This window comes from Kosakonia sp. MUSA4, from assembly GCF_013085925.1.
GTDB classification, from domain to species: Bacteria; Pseudomonadota; Gammaproteobacteria; order Enterobacterales; family Enterobacteriaceae; genus Kosakonia; species Kosakonia sacchari_B.
In genome coordinates this window covers 1,031,048-1,051,150 of sequence record NZ_CP025697.1, presented here as the reverse complement: position 1 = coordinate 1,051,150, position 20,103 = coordinate 1,031,048, and the positions used below count along the sequence as shown (strand labels likewise).

The following is a 20,103-nucleotide window of genomic DNA, read 5'->3' as shown; positions in this document are numbered from 1 at the left end:
TCACGGTTATTTAATTTTCAGAGAATTAAGATCGATACGTTTTTCAACCTGGCCGGACATCGCTTTAATTGTCACGTGATCAGGTTCTATTGCCTGCAATTTCCAGTCCGGGGTAAGTAAATCGCCGGGCCGAATAAAGTCTTTCTTTTCACAATTGCTACAAAGCAACCAGTTTCGCGTGCCATCTGTAATAATGATGATTTTCTGGCTATCGCTTAACCAGAGCCCTGCCAACTGAAAAGGAAAAGCAACTTCCTGTACTACCGGGGCCGTAGAGGGTTTCTCTTTTACGGATAGGGTGTACACAGGAAATAAATCGGCCAGTTCATCACTTTCGTTATGCACCACAGGCTTTTTACCTTCCTTCGCTTTTTGCGCGACGGCGGGTTTCGTCTGCGTGCCGGATAACGCCACGGCTGAATCATCACCAAAGAATTGCGCCCATACCACCAGACCCAAGGTGAGTGCCAGGGACACTTTCAGATATAACGGTATTTTCATGATGGCTCCAGACGTGACGCCAGCGTAAGTGTCAGTTGCAGATTGATTTGCAAACGCTCACCGTCCGGGTTCGCACGCGTAACCGATACTCTGTCGATATTAAAGATCAGGCTGTTTCTCATCTTGCTCAGCGAACGTGTTAATCCGGCCCACTTCCCTTGCAGCGGGATATCAAGCGAAAGCTTACGTTGGCGGTTTTTTTCTTCTTTGCTGAACTGATAATGACTGCCATCAACCTGTAAATTATTCTGCTGGAGAATATCAAACAGGGTTTTAACTTGCTGATATTCGGTCTCGTTCAGCGCGTTTTGCAATTGCACTTTATCGTTAGCCAATACCGGTAGCGGTTTCTTTAATTGTTGCTGTAAACGCGTGTTGTCATCACGCAACCGGGTGATGTCAGGCAGCATATAAATATGCTGATAGCACAACAAACCGACAGGCACTAACAGCGCAAGTAGCGTTTTTTTCCCCGTTTTTTCCAGAAGGCAAGAGAGCCTCCAGTGAATATTGGATAAGGAAAGTCTCATATGATTAACCTGCAAAAATGATCATCAGAGTCGAATTCACGGCCCATTTATCAGTAGCGTTCTTTGCTGGAGTATGATTTTTTAACTCTACCCGGGCAGGAATTTGCTCAAGTCGCGCGCTAAAATCCATCAGTGCCGACAATGATGTCGCACTGACATCCAGCGTGACGATTTTCTTATTTGGGTTAGCATCCAGAGAAACAATCGCAATATCAGAAGTGAGTAGCTGCGCAACAGGGTTGAGCATCGGAATAATAGAAACCGATGCTTTTTCATTTGATTGATTTTGTTGCGCTTTGACTTTTAGCGCACGGGCAATCTCATTTTGTCTGTCGGCTGCCGCAGTCATATGCTGATTTTGTTGATCAAGAATCTGATGTTCCTGATATTGATCAAACATCGTCACACATAAATACAGCGTCAGGATCAGCGCAATAATAATAACCGGGCACGCATAAACGGAACGTGAATAGTTACAAAGGAACGGCATTCCTTTTAGACGGAGTTCAAAAGACATAATTCTTCCCATGAATGACAGTCTTGATAAATGACGTTCTGAATACAGACCATCAAAATAAAACTAACGGCATACTACGGATATAGTACTAGTCAGAAAAATGGTCTGCGGAGCCAAAAGATATGTTTTCAGTTCACTTTATTATCAGCGTGCTAACAGGCATTAAGGAAATGACGCGGCGCATTATTATCAAGCCCCATCAATCGCGCCACTAACGCCAGTTGCCGCTGGGCATCTCCGTCACTGTCATTATTCAGCCGCCAGACCTGATGCCACTCGCCCTGCTGTCGCGCTGCGTAAATGCTGGAATGCGCGCCGCGCAGACAAAACAGCGCCTCCTGCGGCAACTGCCGCAGCCACGGATGCAGTTGCACCTGAAATTCAATCGCAATGCCCTCCACGCGCAGTTTTCGCTGTTTGCCGATGCACAGCAGTATTTGCCACAGACGATCGTCGATCGTAGCGGCCAGTGCCGTTGATGCGTAGTTGACCGAGATAAAATCGGTCTTCAGCGACTGCTCTTGTCCGCCAGGCCACTGCTTTGACGCCTGGGAGGCCGCGTAACCGCGAAAATCTTCCGGGTTGGTAATCCCCTCCTGCCACGGCACCGTAAAGTGGTGGACCCGGCTGCTTTCCAGCCAGAATCCCAGCGTGTCTCGCCACGGCACACGCCCGACATGCGGCGCAATCAGGCCATCTATCGCCTCTTCCAGCATGGCATCATCAGTGATTTCACACTCGCCGATGCGGTGACCCGCACAGCGTAGCACCAGATGATGTTCATATATTTCACACAAAAATTTACGCGGGCGCAGTGATAACACGGTTAATCTCCTGAAATGTGGTTTTCCCTTCAAGAACGGCGCGAATGGCCACGTTATGCAGTGGGACAAACCCTTGTGCTAACGCAATTTCTCGCAGTTGCCGCACCGGCATCCGCGACTGCAACGCCTCTTTCATCACATCGTTAAAAGGCAGTATCTCCGCCAGCGCCAGCCGTCCGCGATAGCCGCTCTGCCGACAGGACGGGCAGCCGCGCCCTTTGCGCCACACTGGTTGCAGATGTTTGAGATCGCTCTGCTGCCACTGCGCCAGATCCTGTTCAGTCGGTTCAACCTCTTCCTGACAATCCGGGCACACGCTACGCACCAGCCGCTGGGCAAGTACGCCCTGTAAGGCGGTCAGTAAGCTTTCCGTTTCCACGTTCATATAGAGAAAACGTTCAAGTACGCTAAACACATCGTTGGCATGCACCGTGGATAACACCAGGTGCCCGGTTAACGCCGCCTGTACGGCGATACCTGCGGTTTCGCTGTCACGAATTTCCCCGACCAGAATGGTGTCCGGGTCGTGACGCAGAATGGCGCGCAGGCCACGGGCAAAGGTCAGCCCTTTTTTGTCATTCACCGGGATCTGCAGGACATCATTGAGCTGATACTCAACCGGATCCTCAATGGTGATGATTTTGCTCTCACCGTTATTCAGCTCGCTAAGCGCCGCATACAGCGTGGTGGATTTGCCGCTTCCCGTCGGGCCTGTCACCAGCACCATGCCATGCGGCCGGTTGGTCAGCTGGCGAATTTCCCGCAGGGTATGATCGTCAAAACCGAGAATTTCCAGGCTAAGCGTACTGCTGTGCGACTTGTCCAGCACACGCAGAACCGCATCTTCACCATGAATGCCGGGCACAATCGACACGCGAAAATCAACGGGACGCTGGTGAATAATCGCTTTAAAACGCCCATCCTGCGGAACCCGTCGTTCAGAGATATCCATATTGCTGAGCACTTTCAGGCGTGAAATCACCTGCTCGGAATAGTGAATTCCCTGGCAATGGCGGATTGCGTGAATCACCCCATCGACGCGATATTTCACCGCAAGGCCATCGGGAACGGCCGAAAGGTGAATATCGCTGGCGCGGCTCTGCATCGCATCGTACAGCGTGGCGTCGAGCAGCTTGATAATGGGATTCGTCTCGTTGGCGATGATGGCGGGCGTGATCTCAAGGATCATCTCATCTTCCGCCCCTTCATTGACCTGCTGTTCAAGCTGATCCATGGTGCGCTGCTGACCGGCCAGCGCCTGCAACTGCTCCTGAAGCCAGAGCGGAGGCGCAATCGCCAGCGTAGCCGGCAAACGCTGCGCCCACTGGCGAAGATCCAGCGAAAAAGGATCGCTCAGCAACAGCCACTCTTGCTGCTGCCAGCGCACCGGTAGCACCTTCCGTCCCACCGCGTCGTTGAGCGAGACATATTCAAAATGGATCTCTGCGGCATGCAGCTCTTCTGCTGTCAGCGCTTTCAGCCCCAGTTCCGCCGCCATCCATGTTAAAGCGCCCGGCTGTTCCAGCAGAACCTGCTGCAACGCCTCTCCGCGCTGGGGTTCGCTGAGCGCCAGCAGGCGATCGATTACGGTAGAAATCTCATTCGGCATTACATTCATCAGGACATGCTCCCTGCCATTTCGAAAATCGGCATATAGAGTAAAAACACCACTAACCCGACAATCCCGCCGACAATCATCATCAATACGGGTTCAAAGATGCGGGTAAATGAATCAATGGCGCGTTCCAGCGCCTCATCATAAAAAGCCGCAATGCGCTCGCACATTCCCGCCAGTTCGCCGCTGCGCTCGCCCACCTGGATCAGGCGCATGGCAACCGGCGTCGTCAGTTGCTGGCTTTCAAGAGATTCCGATAACGTATTGCCCGCCAGCACGTGTTCCAGCACGCGGTTAAGGCGCTGATGGTGGCTGGCTGGCAGAACGGCTTTTGCCAGGCGCAGCGCATGCGGCACGGGGACGCCCCCCTCAATCAACAGACCTAACGTGCGGTAAAAACGCACCAGAATGCCCAGAAACTGTTGCTGCCGGAGCTGGGGAATTTTCAGCACCAGGCTGAACAAGGTTTGTTTCACCGCTGGCTGTCGGAAAAGAAAGAAGAAAAACGCCAGACAGGCGGCAAGCGCCAGCAACAGTTCCTGCCCCGACTGCTTGACCAGATTTCCCCACCACAAAATAAGCCGGGCGCTGTCAGTCAGCGTGTTCATCCCTTCAAACACTTGTGAAAAGCTGGGGACGATAAAACCCAAAAGAAAACAGATGATTAACCCACCTACTGACAGCACAATCACCGGGTAGGTGAGCGTTCCGCGAATACGTTTACGCAGTTGCTCAATCCGTTGTTCGTAATAGTGATAACGCTTCAGCGCGTTGGCCAGATGCCCGGTTTGCTCCGATGAAGCCACCGTATTCACCAGTAAAGGCGGGAAGATTTCCGGTTGTGCGCTCATCGCCTGCGAAAGCTGGCAACCGGCATAGAGTTTTTCCAGCAACCTTTCGAGCATTTCAAGAACCTGCTCATCGGTAGAGCAGGCGCGCAGCGTTTCGATGGCTTCAGTGACCACCAGGCCCGCTTCAAGCAGCGCCACCAGCTCCTGAAGAAATAAACCAAGGGCGAAACGTTTAATCTGCCGTTGCTTTTGCGGAATAACCCGCACGACGGCATGACCCGCTTGCTGTAATTGATGACGGGCAGCTATTGCGCTTTCTGCCTGAGTACGCATTTTTTTGCGTTTGCCATTATCTAAATAAGTGACTTCCCAGCTATGCGTTTTGCTCATAAAGCTCAATCCTTATGCTTATTTTTCAACCGCAGATAAACGGGAGCAACTTTCTTGATGTAGCGCTTGCGCCACATTTTACTTTTACTGTCACGACCATTGCCGGCGTTATATGCGCCGACCGCTTCCCAGCTGTAGCCAAATAAACGCATCTGCCCCGCTAAAACCCAGGCTCCCGCCATAATGTTCTGGCAAGGGTCATTCATTAATGCGTGTTGTGTGATGTTATATTTTTTTAATTGGCTGAAATGCTGACTATTAATCTGCATAAGGCCAATATCCGTGGAGCCATTTTTATTTCCATTGATTGCCGAGGGCAATAATCCTGACTCCACGATACCAATCGCTTGCAACAATTCAGGTTCGATACCATAACGTTCGCCAGCGCTACGCCAGCAATTTGCCATCGCTGGCTGCACGGAGAGCAGAGCTAACACGATGAGCAGCCTGATCATAATTAAAATCCGTAAGTGATATCCTTCCCGTTTTTATCTGCGGTGGAAATTTCAACTTCATAGACTTTTTGTTCTGCTCGCGCAGGGTTATGCCATTGGTACTCGTGGCCCCACGGATCTTGCGGAATTTGCTGTGCCAGATATGGGCCATTCCAGTTGGTCGCATCCGACGGCTTTTCAACCAGAACACTTAACCCTTGCTGCTCTGTCGGGTAGCTTCCGGTATCCAGTCGGTACTGGATTAATGCATCTGCGAAGGAGTGCATCTGGCGCATTGCGGTTTTCTCTTTTGCCTGATCGACATTCGAAAAAAGTTTCGGCCCGACAAACCCGGCCAACAACGCAATAATCATTAATACCACCAGCAGTTCAAGAAGCGTAAATCCCTGCTGAGCTTTAAACTTAAGATCTATTTTTTTCATAATAGCCTGCACACTCTAATTTGCTGTTCACCCCTGTTATTGTCCCGGTCTTTCAGTTTAAGGAAAGATGATTGCTCCCGCGCGTACAACGAATATTCTTTAAGCCGCCAGAAACGTCGTTACATATACAGTAAGAACTCGATTTATTGCCTGCAACGCTAAACCAAACCGCTTAAAGGTAATGTTGATTTTTCTTACTGGTCAGATAGAAAAAACCCGATAATATCCGTATCTTTTCTGGTAAACATTCATGGAGATAGCAATGAGGTTTAAGGATGTCAATTAATATATTAATTGCAGATGAACACACTATTATTCGTCGGGGGATGACCTCGATGATAAACTCATTAAAAACCAGCAATATAAATACTGACAAATTAGACATCGATGTCGTTGGCGATACCAGTGAGCAAGCAGAATTACTTAACATTCTCGCAACGCAAAAAGTCGATCTTCTTTTCCTGGGCTATGGACTTACCACGGTTAAAACCGGTAATCCGGTATCCGAATTAGATGGTATTGCGTTAGTTAAGTGGATCTCCAGCCGTTATCTCAAAACTAAAATTATTGTCTTATCCCCCTATAACAATACCAACCTTGTACGCATTGTTCTTGAAGCGGGCGCAAAAGGCTATATCAGCAGAAATACCAGCGAACGCACGCTGTGGCGCGCAATCACCAACGTGATGATGGATGAAGTTTATATTGAACGCGGTTTAATGGATTCGCTGTTCCGCCGTGAAGCCATCACCCCGCAGGAACTATCAACGCGTGAAAGTGAAGTCTTACGCTTATTATGCCGGGGGCTCTCCCTGACCACGATATCGACGCGTATGAACATCAGTATCAAAACGGTGAGCGCCCATAAATTACGCGCGATGGGAAAACTGAATGTAAGAACAGACTGCCAGCTTTATTGTCTTTTATTCCAGACCCGTATGTTTGATATTGCGATGTAAGTCCGAACGCAGATTCATGTCCGCCAGCGGAGAATTTCGCTGGTTCTGTTGTTATCCCTTGTTTTAAAACTCACTCTTTTTCGCCGATAAAATACCGCTTTATTTCACAAAGCGGTTTTTTATTGCCTTCCTTATTCGCGTTACTGAAGCTCGCGCCTGCAAAACTGCGCCTGAATCACCTCCACCATTCACTTCTTTTACATGCAATGGCGCTCAGAATCAGCCTGGCCGCAGTAATGTCGGGGAACAGGTCTCTAACGAAAGAGGAGCAAGAGAGGAAACAGCGGACGGGATGATGAACCAGGGCGAAATCGGGTTCTGAGGAGCGAGCGCTCCTCAGAATGCCGGCGCCACAAGGGACGCCGGAGAAGAGCAGACTTATTTACAGGCAGTGTGTGCAGAAGCAGAGCCTGGCTCACGCCATACGCCCCACGCGTTAGCGCTGGACGGCGCTTCACCGCGAGTCCACCAGCCGTTGACCCAGACTTTGCCCTGATAAGACACTTTCTGGCAAGCTTCAGAGTAGACCGTGGTGGCGTTCCATGCTGCAACAGTATCGTCGCCCGGAGCCGGGGTATCACCCTCGTCACCCGGAGCCGGAGTATCACCTTCATCGCCCGGAGCCGGAGTATCACCCTCATCGCCCGGTGCCGGGGTTTCACCCTCGTCGCCCGGTGCCGGGGTTTCTTCTTCATCACCCGGAGCCGGAGCCGGGTTGTTGCCGCCGAAATCAACGTCAATCACGTTGTAGAAGGTAGCGCCGGTATCAGAGACGTCCCAGGCAGCCATAATGACTTGATAGCCTTCACGTTCCGGTACGTCACATTCGTGCTTCGGATTGGTATTCGCGATCGCGCCGTTACCTGCAATCTCGCAGAAAGGTTGGGCTTCGAAAGAGCCGCGAGTCAGCGGCTGATTCGGGTTCCAGTTTGCTTTAGTGATGTAGTATTTCCAGGTGCCAGTTTTATGCGCAGCGGTAAAATTCCAGGTAAAGGAGTTTTTGCCCGCTTTCATTGGATGCTTAGTCCAGCGAGAAGCGCTCTGCTGATCCAGGTTAACCATTGATGCCACGCCAGCGCTCGCCAGACGTCCATCAGCCGGGCCCGCGTTTAAAGCAGGGAAGCCATCCGGCCCTTCAACGCTCTGCGGTTCATACTGCGGACCAGCGCCACAATCTTTGTTCTGGTTTCCCTGAGCAGCAGTACATAACGCTGCGCGGGAAGCGGGTTCGGTAACATAACCGTGCGCCAAAGCGCCGCCAGCCATACAAAGGGTTGTGACTGCGAGAAAAACTTTTGATAATTTCATTAATAACTCCATCCATGTGTAGTATTTACTGCCCGGTTAAATTAATGAATTATCGCTGTGTTAATAATATCAACATTCCATTACTTTATAAGATTCCCTCCGCTCACACGGGAATATTCTGCTATTGACATGGTGGTAATAAAATAAAAAAAACCATACCCCGAAGGATATGGCTTTGCTATATTTTTTCCCGAACAGACGAATATTTTTATTAATATCTCGTCTTTTCTTTTTCGGCGTCACAATGGGCGCCGAAGGACAAAAATATTATTTACACTGGGTGTGCATGGTTGCAGAACCCTCTGGACGCCATGCGCCCCACGGGTTAGCGTCAGACGGCGCTTCGCCCTGAACATACCAGCCGTTCATCCAGACTTTGCCCTGATAAGCCACTTTCTGGCAAGGCTGAGCATAGATGGTAGAAGCGTTCCATGCCGGGATGGCACCGTTGCCCGGGTTGTCATCCGGATCTTCACCCGGGTTATCGCCTGGGTTTTCGCCCGGCTCTTCACCCGGCTCTTCGCCTGGTTCTTCACCCGGTTCTTCCGGCTCTTCTGCTACATCGTCAGCCAGGTGCTTGATGGAAAACTCCAGCGGCAGAGAATCATCTGTACCATCGTTAACCATCAGTTTGAAGCCCAGCGTGGTATCCACATCGGTGCTGTTCAGCGTGAAAGTCGCTTTCTGCTGATTTGCATTGTTCAGTGTAACCTGCGGCCCTGCAACCTGAGTCCAGGTGTAAGTCAGCGTGTCGCCATCCGCATCATAAGAAGAGGAAGCATCCAGCGTTACTGTCGCTGAACCCTGCACTTCTTTCTGGTAGCTGGCACGAGCAACCGGAACGGTGTTGCCGGTTTCCGGCACGCCGCCGCTGGCGGCATTCTTCATATCGTTGATGTAATCGATCTGGTCACCAAAGCTCAGGCCGGTATCGTTAGAGCCCATCGCCCATACGAATACACCGCCGTAGCCATTTGCAGCCTGCCATGCGGCACGCGCGATGTTGTTTTCGCGAGTTTCAGCATAGCGACCTTCCGGGCCCCACTGGGTGGTCAGGGTGTTACCGAGGATGATTTTCTTCGCATCGCCAACCGCTTTCGCGTAGTTAGCCATCGCAACGTCATACTTGAAGCGCGGACCCGCGTCGTATGCCATTACGTTGTAGAAATCAAACAGATCGCGGCTGTTTTTCAGCAGATCCAGGACTTCACCGTGGTGAGTGGAACGATCATTTTCAACAAAGGAGCAACCGTCGGTCACAGAAGAGCTAGAGCACTCAAGCGGGTCAGCACCCACGTGGTAAGTGGTCAGGCTGATCAGCTTGCCGCTGTTCGGACCCAGCAGTTCACGTACGCGTTTAACCAGTTTGATCAGGTTGTTGTTCTCTTCCGGAGTCAGACGAGCGGTTTTCTCGAAGTCAAAGTCGATACCGTCGATCTGTACGGTGCCCGCTTTCTGGTAGTTCGCCAGGTTACAGGAACCATCCCAGTTAGCGCTGGAGCATGGACCCTGAACCTGATCCGCCTGCAGGCCTTTTTGATAGACCGGGAAATCCTTACGCAGCAGTTGTACCAGACCCTGAGCAATATTTTCACGGCTGGCATCATTAGACAGATGCGCCCAAATGCTTTCGTAAGTTGCGCCACCGAATGCCACCATCATTTTTTTATACGGGGCAGCCAGTTTTACTTGAGTCCAGGAAGTATAAGCTGGCGGTAACCAGTAATCGTTATAAGCAACATCACCAACGATATTATCAGAAGTATAAATTGCACCGTCCTGATCCCAACCACCGAACGAAAGCAAATAAGTATCAACTTCCGCATTCATCATTTGAGTAGCTGCGTCCTGAGGTAATCCCCAGGAAGTCAGATAGCTCATCATATGGTTATTTGATTCAGCCAATGCTGACTGAGAGAGTAACGCCGTAGTAATTAATGCAGCCAATGATAACTTTTTCAAAAGTAACCTCCTGTTACAAGAACGAATTAAAAATGCGTCATCAATAATAGGGGCTACGAATTTTATTCCAATGCGTTACATCTCTTAATAGTTGAGAATAACCGAGGTCCATTCTGAATATTCTCAATATTATTTAATCCATTTCGCTATTTCTTCCTGAGAACAAGGTTTAAATAAACAACCATCCATTCCTGCGGCCAGACATTGATCAAGAACCTCTTCCTGCGCAATGGCCGTAAAGCCAAGTAACGTTGCCCGATCGCGGTCATTTTCCCGCTCCTCTGCGCGTAACCGCTGCGCCAGTGTGAAGCCATCCATCACCGGCATATTGCAATCAATTAAGGCGTAGTCGAAATTGTCATACATTCGCCACAGCGTCAGCGCCTCCTCGCCATTCTGCGCTTCGCTCACCCGGTGGCCCAAAAATTCAAGTTGATGTCGTAACAACATGAGATTGGGGGGATAATCATCCACGATTAATACTCGCTTAACGGTAACCAGCGATTTAATTCTGGGCGTTTTATCCAGCGGCTTCGCCACGCTGGCAATAGCCGCGGGCAGACAAAGCTGTAGCGCGACCGTGGTCCCTTCACCTGGCGCACTGGTCAACGAGAGCGTGCCTTTCATCAAGTCGCAGAGTGTACGGCAAATAAACAACCCTAGCCCGGTTCCCAGCCGGGAGTTTTCTCCCTCCATGCCCAACTGCGTAAACGGTTTGAAAAGGCGCTGTTGATCCTCCGGTGCGATGCCAATGCCGGTGTCTTTAACCGTGAGCGCAACCTCAACCCTGCCATCAGAAGTGGGTTGATGCTGCAAAATGACCTCAATTCCCCCTTCGTGGGTAAATTTAATGGCATTACTCAGCAAGTTAGAGAGGATCTGTTTATAGCGGCAGGGATCGATCTTCAACAGACAGGTATTGCCGCCAGTCACCCGCAAATCAATGCTGATTTGCTTCTGATCGGTCGCTTCCTGGAAGAGCAACACCACCGAACGGGTTAAGGCGATCAGATCCTCTTTCTGTGGCTCAATGGCCATACGGCCCGATTCGATGCGCGCAATATCGAGAATATCGCCCACCACCGTCAGCAAATTTTTCGCCGCATCATGTGCCACTTCCAGCATCGGCTGAGAGTGGTGCTCTTTCACGTTCTGCTTAATTTGCAGTTCGAGGATGCCGAGAATCGCATTCAGCGGCGTGCGGATTTCATGGCTCATCACCGAAAGAAAATTGCTCTTTGCCCGGCTCGATGCCAGTGCCTCATCCCGGGCATCATTAAGCTGTTGCACCAGCTCTTCGCGTTCCGTGACATCCATCCAGCCACCGCAGACCCCGCCGATCGCCCCATCGCTATCATGGAAAGGAATGATCCAGTGGAAAACGGTGCGCGGTTTGGTGCTGTGATCCAGCGCCAGTACCCGATCGCCCATCTGCGGCCGTCCCGTCTCAATAACGTCCACATAATCGTGGCGAAATCCGCGTTTCAGATATTCAGGCAACGGCAAAACGTCGATGGTTTCACCAAGCACATCGCCGCGCGCAACCTTCATTTCAGCCAGGAAGCGAGCATTGCAATCAATCATCTTGCCTTCAAGGTTACGCACCACCATCGGCCAGGGAACGGCATGCATAATGTTATACATATACGTAAGCTGCTCTTTGAGCCGCAACTGCATGCGCGTGCGCTGTTTAACCTGGCGCCGCAATGAAAGCCCCCACAGCAGCGAGAGAATCAACACCATCGTTGCGGGTACGCCGATTTGCCAAAGATGTTGCCGCCAGCGCTGCCAGAATGCGCCGCCTTCGTAGCGCCAGCCGCTGCCAAGCCGCTGATAATCATTATCCGGAATGGTATCCAGCACTTTATCGAGGATCGAGAGCAGTTCCGGCGCGGCCGCTGAAACACCGAAAGCGACGTGCAGGGGATTGACCTCTTGCAGGCTGGAAATATCAATTTTATCGCGGCCAATCCGTCTGATTTGATAATCCGTATTCGCTTCAATGCCAATCGCCGCATCCACCTGGCCTGCGGACAGCATATCCACGGCATCCGTCAGACTGCGGGTGCCGATCACGTTGATCTGCGGATATTGCGCAGCGAGATAGCGTGCGATCAACGTGCCTTCACGCACGGCAACGAAACGCTCAGAAAGCGCATCAAGCGTGCTTACCGCTGGCGTTTTGCTCCGCGTCAACAGGACATATTTACTGGTCAGCCAGACGCGCGAATAGCGTAATTCCGGCAAACGACCGGCGGGGATACCGGCCACCATATCGGCCTCTCCGGCGGCGATCTTTTCGCTCAGCACCTCGAAACTGCTGACATCGGAGACCACAAAATTGAGGCCGGTACGGATACGCACCATGGTCAGCAGATCGGCGCTGATACCACTGAAATTCAGTTTCTTATCGATAAAACTCATCGGCGCGCTGGCATCAAAAGCCAGCACGCGGATGACCGGATGCTCGCGGATCCACTGCTTTTCGCTGGGCGAGAAGAAAGGCCGCCGGGCGTCCTTCACCTCATCGGCTCCCTGCGCCGCCACAACAAACGTACAGAGAAGCCACAGCACAGCCCCTGCGCGCTTGAGAAAAGGAAAAATCGGGTATTTTGCCATCCCGTCTGATCTACTCATTCGATGTAACGCCCAACGCTCTCTGCAAAAATTGATAACTTTCATGCACCGCAATACCAAAGCGATGGCGCATCTTCGTGGCCTGCGCTTCGCTTACCCGTTGCTCGTGGAGTAGCACAGGCAATCTTTCCATGGTGATGCAACGGCGCCGGGCATAGCGCATGCCCAACAGGTGAAAAGAGGATTTCATGCGGTGCGCCAGATCGGCTATCTGGTTCAGCGATCCATCACGTTGCAGGTTTTCCAGTTGGCGGAGATCGCTGCTTAACGTTCGCAGCAGCGTGGGGATCATCGCCTCTATAACCGGCTGCTGGTGACCGGCCAGCGCGCAGAGTTCATGCAGATCCGGCTCTGGCCTGAGTGGAATAGCCCTGACCTGCTCATCAGAAAACATCCGCGGCAGCAGTCGATCAAAGCCTTTGAGCCGCAGCCGATTCTCCTCCTGCGCCTGCGACCCATCACCACAGCCCAGCAGCAGCGGCGTTGTCGCCACCTCGCCCGCCAGTTCTGCGGCAAGAATGCTTTCCAGAGCGTCACAACCCGCCTTTTCCTGCTCGTCGAGCTCGACAGCTATGGCGTGGTACCGATGTTGTTTAAGCAGGCCGAGTGCTTCGTTGAATCCAGCAACACGCTTTTGTGGGTACACGCGCTGTAATCTGTACTGCTGCTCACAACGGTGAGTAATAACAAGAAGTGGCAATCCCTGCATAACAACCTGGCTTAACTGATTAATCCGAGCTGCTGCACGGACTGATAAAGCTCATACTCCGACGTGGCGCCTAATTTCCGCATCGCGCTCTTCTTTTGCGCGCTAACGGTCTGCTTGGTACGGCTCAGCCTGACGCTGATTTCATTCACCGTCATTCCGCGCAGCAACAGACGCAGAACTTCATTCTCTTTCGGTGTTAAGTGAACCGCTGTTTTCGTCGTTGTTCGCTCTTTGATGCTACCGATCCGGCCTGCCGCCATTGTGGAGGTCAGGCTTTTCATCGTATGCAGCAATTCGGTAGAGAGGCTGGCTTTATTCAGCACGCGATGTACGCCAAGACGCATTAGCGAACGCTGGAGACCAGGATTGCTCACCATGGTAACGACGATGATTAATAGTTCAGGCCAGCGTCTTTTCACAAGCTGTATCAGCGCCAGCCCGTCATTGTACCGGGTACCCGGCATGCTGAAGTCGGTGATTAAAATATCCGCAGATTGCTGCTCAAGCTTCACCACCAGTTCGTCGGTAGTCATGGCTTCATCAACAATGTGATACTGACCGGAAAGTGGGTTAAGCAGTGCCCGTAATCCCATCAGATAAATAGGATGATCGTCAGCAATCAGCACCTTTTTTAGCTTCAGCACATCTGGATTCTCGCGGGCAAAATGAAAGTGCCGCAGACTCTATCAAAAAAACAAAAACAGGCGGAATGAATATTTCGAATGAAACAGAAATGCGCGCTTATAGCTTTGTTAATTCCAGGACTAATTTAAAACGGGGATAAAAACGGCGTTCTTATAATCAGCAGATATAAAAAAACCGCAGCACCGGCTGCGGTTTTTTAGCGCTGAGAGCAAGCTTACGGCAGAATTGACGGCTGATCCGCCCCTTCTTTCTCCACTTTCTGCTGCAACAGATGTTCGCGCTTCATCCCCAGCTTCAGCGCCAGCGCCGAAGCAACGTAGATGGAAGACGCCGTACCGATAGAAACCCCGATCAGCATGGTCAGCGAGAAGCCTTTCAGCATCGCGCCGCCAAAGAGATACAGCATCAGGATCACAACCAGCGTGGTGCCGGAGGTGATCAAGGTACGATGCAGGGTCTGCGTCAGCGAGATGTTGAAGATCTCATACGGCGTACCGCGACGGATCTTGCGGAAGTTCTCACGAATACGGTCCGATACCACGATACTGTCGTTGAGCGAGTAGCCGATCACCGACATCAGCGATGCCACGATGGTCAGGTCAATCTCGATATGGAACAGCGACAGCACGCCCATGGTAATGATCACGTCGTGCGCCAGAGCGATAACCACACCCGCTGCCAGACGCCATTCGAAGCGGAACCCAACGTAAATCAGGATACAGATCAGCGCAACCAGCAGCGCCATGCCGCCGGTTTGCGCCAAATCCGCCCCGACGCTCGGGCCGACGAATTCGATGCGTTTCACCGCAGCGTTTTGGTTGGTCGCTTCGTTAATTACGCTGACAACTTTGCTGCCCAGTACCTGCCCGCCGGTTTCACCCTGCGCAGGCGGCATACGCACCATAATGTCACGGCTGCTGCCGAAGTTCTGCAACAGCGGATCCGCAAAGCCCGCTTTCTCCAGCGCATCACGCATTAAATCCATATCCGCTGGTTTTTCCAGCGAAATTTCAATAACCGTACCGCCGGTAAAGTCCAGGCCCCAGTTAAAGCCGCGAACCCCCATCACAACGATGGAGAGGATCAGCAGCCCGCCGGAAATGATAAAAGCCCAGTTGTCCCAGCGCATAAAGTCCCAGACTTTACGGCCGTGGTTCAATTGTTCAACAGTATAATCCTGTGCCACAACGCACTCCTCAGATAGACAGCTTGTTAATGCGTTTGCCGCCGTACAACAGGTTGACGATGGCACGGGTACCGACGATAGCGGTAAACATGGAGGTCGCCACACCGATACCGGTGGTAATTGCGAACCCTTTAATCGAGCCAGTACCTACTGCGTACAGAATAAGCACTTTAATCAACGTGGTGACGTTCGCATCGAAAATCGATGAAAATGCGCCCTGATAACCTTCGTGAATCGCCTGCTGGACGGAACGCCCGTTGCTCAGCTCTTCCTTAATACGTTCGTTTATCAGTACGTTCGCATCCACCGCAACCGCAAGGGTTAACACGACGCCCGCAATCCCCGGCATGGTCAGCGTCGCGCCAGGCAACAGCGACATGATACCGACGATAAGCACCAGGTTCGCCACCAGCGCAGACGTTGCGATCAGACCAAACTTCTTATAGAAGAAGATCATGAAGATGATCGACACAACCAGACCCGCCAGGCAGGCTTCCAGACCCTGAGTGATGTTCTGCGCACCCAGTGTTGGACCAATGGTACGTTCTTCAACAATCTGAATCGGCGCAATCAGCGCACCGGCACGCAGCAGCAGCGAGAGCTGACGCGCTTCGGTCGGGTTGCTGATACCAGTAATGCGGAAGCTGTTACCGAGGCGAGACTGGATGTTGGCGATGTTAATCACCTCTTCCTGTTTCACCAGTACCGCGCGGCCATTGGCATCTTTCTTACCGCTGTCTTTGTACTCCACAAACAGGGTCGCCATCGGCTTGCCGATATTGTCCTTGGTGAAGTTCGACATGATGTTGCCACCCGCGCTATCCAGTGAAATGTTCACCTGCGGCTGGTTGTACTCATCCTGGCTGGATGTGGAGTCGGTAATGTGGTCACCGGTCAGAATCACGCGTTTGTACAGCACAACCGGCTGGCCTTCGCGAGTCTGTTTCACTTCGGAATCACCCGGTACACGACCGGCAGCCGCGGCAGAAGCGTCCACGCTGCTGTTTACCAGACGGAATTCCAGCGTTGCGGTCGCACCCAGGATCTCTTTAGCACGCGCAGTATCCTGAATCCCCGGCAGTTCAACCACGATGCGGTCAGCGCCCTGGCGCTGCACCAGCGGTTCGGCAACGCCGAGCTGGTTCACACGGTTACGCAGAATATTGATGTTCTGCTGAACAGCATATTCACGCGCTTCATTCAGACGCGCATCGCTCATCACCGCACGCAGTACGTTGTCGCCCTGGTTGGTGATCACCAGATCGCGGTGGCGGCTGGTCAGGTAAGTATTCGCCTGATCGCGCGCCGCGCTGTCGCGGAACTGGATGCTCAGGCCATAATTATCTTCCTTACGCACGGTGGTGTAAGGGATCCCTTTATCGCGCAGATCGCTGCGCAGGCTGTCCATATTCTGTTCCTGCAGCTTGGTCAGCGCTGTTTGCATGTCCACTTCCATCAGGAAGTGCACACCGCCGCGTAAATCGAGACCGAGTTTCATCGGCTCGGCTTTGATAGCGGTCAGCCAGCGAGGCGTTGCAGGAGCAAGGTTAAGAGCTACGACGTATTGATCGCCTAACGCGCTGACCAGCACCTCGCGGGCGCGCAGCTGTGTGTCAGTCGAATCAAAGCGAGCGAGAATAGCGCCATCTTCCAGTGCCACGGACTTCGCGTTGATTTTTTCTTCTTGTAAATTTTTCTGGACCTGGATCAGCGTTTGCTCACTGGCGGCGACGCCGCGCGCGCCAGTGATCTGAACAGCCGGATCCTCACCATACAGGTTGGGAAGTGCGTAAAGCAGGCCGACGATAATCACGACGACCAGCATGATGTACTTCCACAAAGGATAACGGTTTAACACGGCAGTTCCCTTTGGGAAAACGAAATGATTACAGCGCCTTCATGGTGCCTTTCGGCAGAACGGCAGCTACGAAGTCACGTTTGATTACCACTTCAGTGGTGTCGTTCAGCGCAATCGCAATGTAGCCGGTTTCAGCTACTTTGGTTACGCGACCGACCAGACCACCGTTGGTCAGTACTTCATCACCTTTGGCGATGGAGTCCATCAGCTTTTTATGCTCTTTCGTGCGTTTTTGCTGCGGGCGCAGGATCATGAAGTAGAAAATCAGACCAAACACCACCAGCATCAGGATCAGAGATATCGGGCTGCCCTGTGCCGGCGCATCTGCTGCCGCTGCCGCATCAGAAATCAAAAAGCTCATTCAAATTCCCTCATTTATTTAATTAATCAACGTTCAAAGGTGGAACCGGTCGACCCTGACGTTGGTAAAAATCCGCTACGAAGCGCTCTAATTTACCCTCTTCGATAGCCTTGCGTAAACCAGCCATTAAACGCTGATAATGCCGCAGGTTATGAATCGTATTGAGACGCGCGCCCAATATTTCGTTGCAACGATCGAGATGATGCAAATACGCGAGTGAATAATTGCGACAGGTGTAGCAATCACACTCAGCATCGAGCGGGCCGGTATCGCTTTTATATTTCGCGTTACGGATTTTCACCACGCCGTTGGTCACAAACAGGTGACCGTTACGGGCATTACGCGTCGGCATAACACAGTCGAACATATCAATACCGCGACGCACACCTTCAACTAAATCTTCCGGTTTACCCACGCCCATCAGGTATCGTGGTTTGTCTGCAGGGATTTGCGGGCAGACATGCTCCAGGATGCGGTGCATATCTTCTTTTGGCTCCCCTACAGCAAGACCGCCGACAGCGTAGCCATCAAAGCCAATCTCTACCAGACCTTTGACCGATATATCTCGTAAATCTTCGTAAACACTGCCCTGAATGATGCCAAAGAGCGCATTTTTGTTGCCTAATCCGTCGAATCGGTCGCGACTGCGCTTCGCCCAGCGTAGAGACATTTCCATAGAGCGTTTCGCATAGTCCCAGTCGGCCGGATACGGCGTACACTCATCGAAGATCATCACGATGTCGGAACCGAGGTCGTATTGAATTTCCATCGACTTTTCCGGGTCGAGGAAAATCGGATCGCCATTGATCGGGTTGCGGAAGTGCACGCCCGATTCGGTGATCTTGCGAATGTCGCCAAGGCTGAAGACCTGGAAGCCGCCGGAATCGGTCAGAATCGGGCCTTTCCACTGCATAAAATCGTGCAGATCGCCATGCAGCTTCATGATTTCCTGGCCCGGGCGCAGCCACAGGTGGAAGGTGTTGCCCAGAATAATTTGTGCGCCAGTGGCTTCCACTTCTTCCGGCGTCATCCCTTTTACGGTGCCGTAAGTGCCCACAGGCATAAACGCCGGCGTTTCAACCACGCCGCGTTCAAACACCAGACGACCGCGGCGGGCGCGTCCGTCGGTGGTATCCAGTTCAAATTTCATTTTTTCTCCAGCCAGAAAGACAGTCTGACGTTTAAAGCCAGCGCCGCGGACCTATTCCCCGACGCGTTCAGTAATGGCCCGCGGATTGTACGTGATAAACATCGCATCGCCATAACTAAAGAAACGATATTCCTGCGCAACGGCGGCGCGGTAAGCGTTCATGGTGTGCTGATATCCGGCAAATGCGGAAACCAGCATGATCAGCGTCGATTCCGGCAGGTGGAAGTTGGTCACCAGCGCATCGATCACCTGATATTGGTAACCCGGATAAATGAAGATCTGCGTATCGCCGAAGAACGGCGCAATCAGCGCGTCGTTGGCGGCCTGCGCGGCACTCTCCAGCGAGCGTACGGAAGTGGTTCCCACGGCGACAACACGGTTGCCGCGCGCTTTCGCCGCCAGCACCGCGTCCACAACCTCCTGCGGCACTTCGGCATATTCGGAGTGCATGATGTGATCTTCAATGCTGTCGACTCGTACCGGCTGGAAAGTCCCGGCACCGACATGCAGGGTAACGAAAGCCATTTCAATGCCTTTATTACGCAGACGTTCCAGCAGCGGCTCATCAAAATGCAGGCCCGCCGTCGGTGCGGCAACTGCGCCCGGCTTCTGGCTGTAGACCGTCTGATAGAGTTCGCGATCGGCATCTTCGTCCGGACGGTCGATATACGGCGGCAGCGGCATATGCCCAATGGCGTTAAGAATATCCAGCACCGGGCGTTCATCATGAAACTCAACTTCAAACAGCGCATCGTGGCGCGCCACCATGGTTGCCTGAACATCTTCCGCATCGCCCAGCAGCAGCTCCGCGCCGGGTTTTGGCGCTTTAGAGGCGCGAATATGTGCCAGAATACGTTTATCATCGAGCATGCGCTCAACCAGCACTTCAATCTTACCGCCGCTCGCCTTACGGCCAAACAAGCGTGCAGGGATCACGCGGGTATTATTGAACACCAGCAGATCGCCGGGGTTGAGCTTATCCAGTAAATCGGTGAAAGTACCGTGCGTCAGCGCGCCTGTTGGGCCATCCAGCGAAAGTAAGCGGCAACTGCTGCGCTCGGGCTGTGGGTAGTGGGCAATCAGGGATTCGGGTAATTCAAAGGAAAAATCGGCAACGCGCATGACACTAACTCAAGACAAAATAAGAGGCGGGTAGTCTAGTGCCCGCGCCCTTTCGCTGCAACCGTTAGCCACTTTGGGTTCAAAAAATAACCTAAAAGACAAAGTGGCATAACAGCACCGGCGCTGGCTCCGCCGGGCGCTCGCGAAAGCCGGAACACCTG

19 protein-coding genes are annotated in these 20,103 nt (G+C 52.2%); 1 reads left to right on the top strand and 18 read right to left on the bottom strand.

Annotated elements, in window-relative coordinates:
• Window positions 1–6: 6 nt before the first annotated feature.
• The 8 genes from C0557_RS04925 to gspG all read right to left on the bottom strand — a co-directional run bounded on the left by C0557_RS04925 (window position 7) and on the right by gspG (window position 6,045).
• Window positions 7–501 (bottom strand): hypothetical protein, encoded by a 495-nt coding sequence (locus C0557_RS04925; RefSeq protein ID WP_208657700.1) that lies wholly within the window; start codon window positions 499–501, stop codon window positions 7–9.
• Window positions 498–1,031 (bottom strand): hypothetical protein, encoded by a 534-nt coding sequence (locus C0557_RS04920; protein WP_208657699.1) that lies wholly within the window; start codon window positions 1,029–1,031, stop codon window positions 498–500. Before C0557_RS04920 ends, C0557_RS04925 begins: the two co-directional genes overlap by 4 nt.
• A 4-nt stretch (window positions 1,032–1,035) precedes the next feature.
• Window positions 1,036–1,548: a hypothetical protein gene (locus C0557_RS04915; RefSeq protein ID WP_074777030.1), complete on the bottom strand. Its 513-nt coding sequence runs from the start codon at window positions 1,546–1,548 to the stop codon at window positions 1,036–1,038.
• Window positions 1,549–1,700: 152 nt separating this feature from the next.
• On the bottom strand, window positions 1,701–2,372 hold the full coding sequence (locus C0557_RS04910; protein ID WP_208657698.1) for a hypothetical protein: 672 nt from the start codon (window positions 2,370–2,372) through the stop codon (window positions 1,701–1,703).
• Window positions 2,350–3,990, bottom strand: coding sequence for a GspE/PulE family protein (locus C0557_RS04905; protein ID WP_208657697.1), 1,641 nt, complete (start codon window positions 3,988–3,990; stop codon window positions 2,350–2,352). The genes C0557_RS04910 and C0557_RS04905 overlap by 23 nt, the downstream gene beginning before the upstream one ends.
• Window positions 3,990–5,168 (bottom strand): type II secretion system F family protein, encoded by a 1,179-nt coding sequence (locus C0557_RS04900; RefSeq protein WP_208657696.1) that lies wholly within the window; start codon window positions 5,166–5,168, stop codon window positions 3,990–3,992. The genes C0557_RS04905 and C0557_RS04900 overlap by 1 nt, the downstream gene beginning before the upstream one ends.
• Window positions 5,169–5,173: 5 nt before the next feature.
• Entirely contained in the window at window positions 5,174–5,623 is a 450-nt protein-coding gene (locus C0557_RS04895; protein WP_208657695.1) for a lytic transglycosylase domain-containing protein, read from the bottom strand.
• A 2-nt stretch (window positions 5,624–5,625) separates the two neighbouring features.
• Entirely contained in the window at window positions 5,626–6,045 is a 420-nt protein-coding gene (gene gspG, locus C0557_RS04890; protein ID WP_043954658.1) for a type II secretion system major pseudopilin GspG, read from the bottom strand.
• A 275-nt stretch (window positions 6,046–6,320) separates the two neighbouring features.
• Between gspG and C0557_RS04885 the strand changes: the two genes are divergently transcribed.
• Entirely contained in the window at window positions 6,321–7,004 is a 684-nt protein-coding gene (locus tag C0557_RS04885; protein WP_007373494.1) for a response regulator transcription factor, read from the top strand.
• A gap of 378 nt (window positions 7,005–7,382) precedes the next feature.
• Here the strand turns inward: C0557_RS04885 and C0557_RS04880 are convergent, their stop codons facing one another.
• From C0557_RS04880 to queA, 10 genes are all read right to left on the bottom strand, one after another.
• Window positions 7,383–8,312, bottom strand: a complete 930-nt coding sequence (locus tag C0557_RS04880; protein ID WP_217273282.1) for a lytic polysaccharide monooxygenase — start codon at window positions 8,310–8,312, stop codon at window positions 7,383–7,385.
• Between the two features lie 267 nt (window positions 8,313–8,579).
• Entirely contained in the window at window positions 8,580–10,274 is a 1,695-nt protein-coding gene (locus C0557_RS04875; protein ID WP_208657693.1) for a glycosyl hydrolase family 18 protein, read from the bottom strand.
• Window positions 10,275–10,403: 129 nt separating this feature from the next.
• Window positions 10,404–12,911 carry an ATP-binding protein gene (locus tag C0557_RS04870; RefSeq protein WP_253073782.1) on the bottom strand — a complete coding sequence of 836 codons (2,508 nt, stop codon included), beginning with the start codon at window positions 12,909–12,911 and terminating at the stop codon, window positions 10,404–10,406.
• Window positions 12,904–13,557 (bottom strand): Hpt domain-containing protein, encoded by a 654-nt coding sequence (locus C0557_RS04865; protein WP_208657692.1) that lies wholly within the window; start codon window positions 13,555–13,557, stop codon window positions 12,904–12,906. Before C0557_RS04865 ends, C0557_RS04870 begins: the two co-directional genes overlap by 8 nt.
• Before the next feature lie 74 nt (window positions 13,558–13,631).
• Window positions 13,632–14,264: a response regulator transcription factor gene (locus C0557_RS04860; RefSeq protein WP_074777020.1), complete on the bottom strand. Its 633-nt coding sequence runs from the start codon at window positions 14,262–14,264 to the stop codon at window positions 13,632–13,634.
• A gap of 215 nt (window positions 14,265–14,479) precedes the next feature.
• Window positions 14,480–15,451 carry a protein translocase subunit SecF gene (secF, locus tag C0557_RS04855; protein ID WP_208657691.1) on the bottom strand — a complete coding sequence of 324 codons (972 nt, stop codon included), beginning with the start codon at window positions 15,449–15,451 and terminating at the stop codon, window positions 14,480–14,482.
• A gap of 10 nt (window positions 15,452–15,461) precedes the next feature.
• Window positions 15,462–17,309, bottom strand: coding sequence for a protein translocase subunit SecD (gene secD, locus C0557_RS04850; protein WP_208657690.1), 1,848 nt, complete (start codon window positions 17,307–17,309; stop codon window positions 15,462–15,464).
• Window positions 17,310–17,337: 28 nt separating this feature from the next.
• Complete coding sequence (yajC, locus tag C0557_RS04845; RefSeq protein ID WP_208657689.1) at window positions 17,338–17,670, bottom strand: preprotein translocase subunit YajC; 333 nt, start codon at window positions 17,668–17,670, stop codon at window positions 17,338–17,340.
• 22 nt (window positions 17,671–17,692) lie between these two features.
• Window positions 17,693–18,820, bottom strand: a complete 1,128-nt coding sequence (gene tgt, locus C0557_RS04840; protein ID WP_208657688.1) for a tRNA guanosine(34) transglycosylase Tgt — start codon at window positions 18,818–18,820, stop codon at window positions 17,693–17,695.
• A 51-nt stretch (window positions 18,821–18,871) separates the two neighbouring features.
• Complete coding sequence (gene queA, locus C0557_RS04835) at window positions 18,872–19,942, bottom strand: tRNA preQ1(34) S-adenosylmethionine ribosyltransferase-isomerase QueA (protein WP_208657687.1); 1,071 nt, start codon at window positions 19,940–19,942, stop codon at window positions 18,872–18,874.
• Window positions 19,943–20,103: the final 161 nt, after the last annotated feature.

Excerpts from the sequence above, each read along its gene's own strand:
- C0557_RS04925 (WP_208657700.1), bottom strand. The coding sequence starts at position 501 with ATGAAAATACCGTTATATCTGAAAGTGTCCCTGGCACTCACCTTGGGT.
- C0557_RS04920 (WP_208657699.1), bottom strand. The coding sequence starts at position 1,031 with ATGAGACTTTCCTTATCCAATATTCACTGGAGGCTCTCTTGCCTTCTG.
- C0557_RS04915 (WP_074777030.1), bottom strand. The coding sequence starts at position 1,548 with ATGTCTTTTGAACTCCGTCTAAAAGGAATGCCGTTCCTTTGTAACTAT.
- C0557_RS04905 (WP_208657697.1), bottom strand. The coding sequence starts at position 3,990 with ATGAATGTAATGCCGAATGAGATTTCTACCGTAATCGATCGCCTGCTG.
- C0557_RS04900 (WP_208657696.1), bottom strand. The coding sequence starts at position 5,168 with ATGAGCAAAACGCATAGCTGGGAAGTCACTTATTTAGATAATGGCAAA.
- C0557_RS04895 (WP_208657695.1), bottom strand. The coding sequence starts at position 5,623 with ATGATCAGGCTGCTCATCGTGTTAGCTCTGCTCTCCGTGCAGCCAGCG.
- gspG (WP_043954658.1), bottom strand. The coding sequence starts at position 6,045 with ATGAAAAAAATAGATCTTAAGTTTAAAGCTCAGCAGGGATTTACGCTT.
- C0557_RS04885 (WP_007373494.1), top strand. The coding sequence starts at position 6,321 with ATGTCAATTAATATATTAATTGCAGATGAACACACTATTATTCGTCGG.
- C0557_RS04880 (WP_217273282.1), bottom strand. The coding sequence starts at position 8,312 with ATGAAATTATCAAAAGTTTTTCTCGCAGTCACAACCCTTTGTATGGCT.
- C0557_RS04870 (WP_253073782.1), bottom strand. The coding sequence starts at position 12,911 with ATGAGTAGATCAGACGGGATGGCAAAATACCCGATTTTTCCTTTTCTC.
- yajC (WP_208657689.1), bottom strand. The coding sequence starts at position 17,670 with ATGAGCTTTTTGATTTCTGATGCGGCAGCGGCAGCAGATGCGCCGGCA.
- tgt (WP_208657688.1), bottom strand. The coding sequence starts at position 18,820 with ATGAAATTTGAACTGGATACCACCGACGGACGCGCCCGCCGCGGTCGT.
- queA (WP_208657687.1), bottom strand. The coding sequence starts at position 19,942 with ATGCGCGTTGCCGATTTTTCCTTTGAATTACCCGAATCCCTGATTGCC.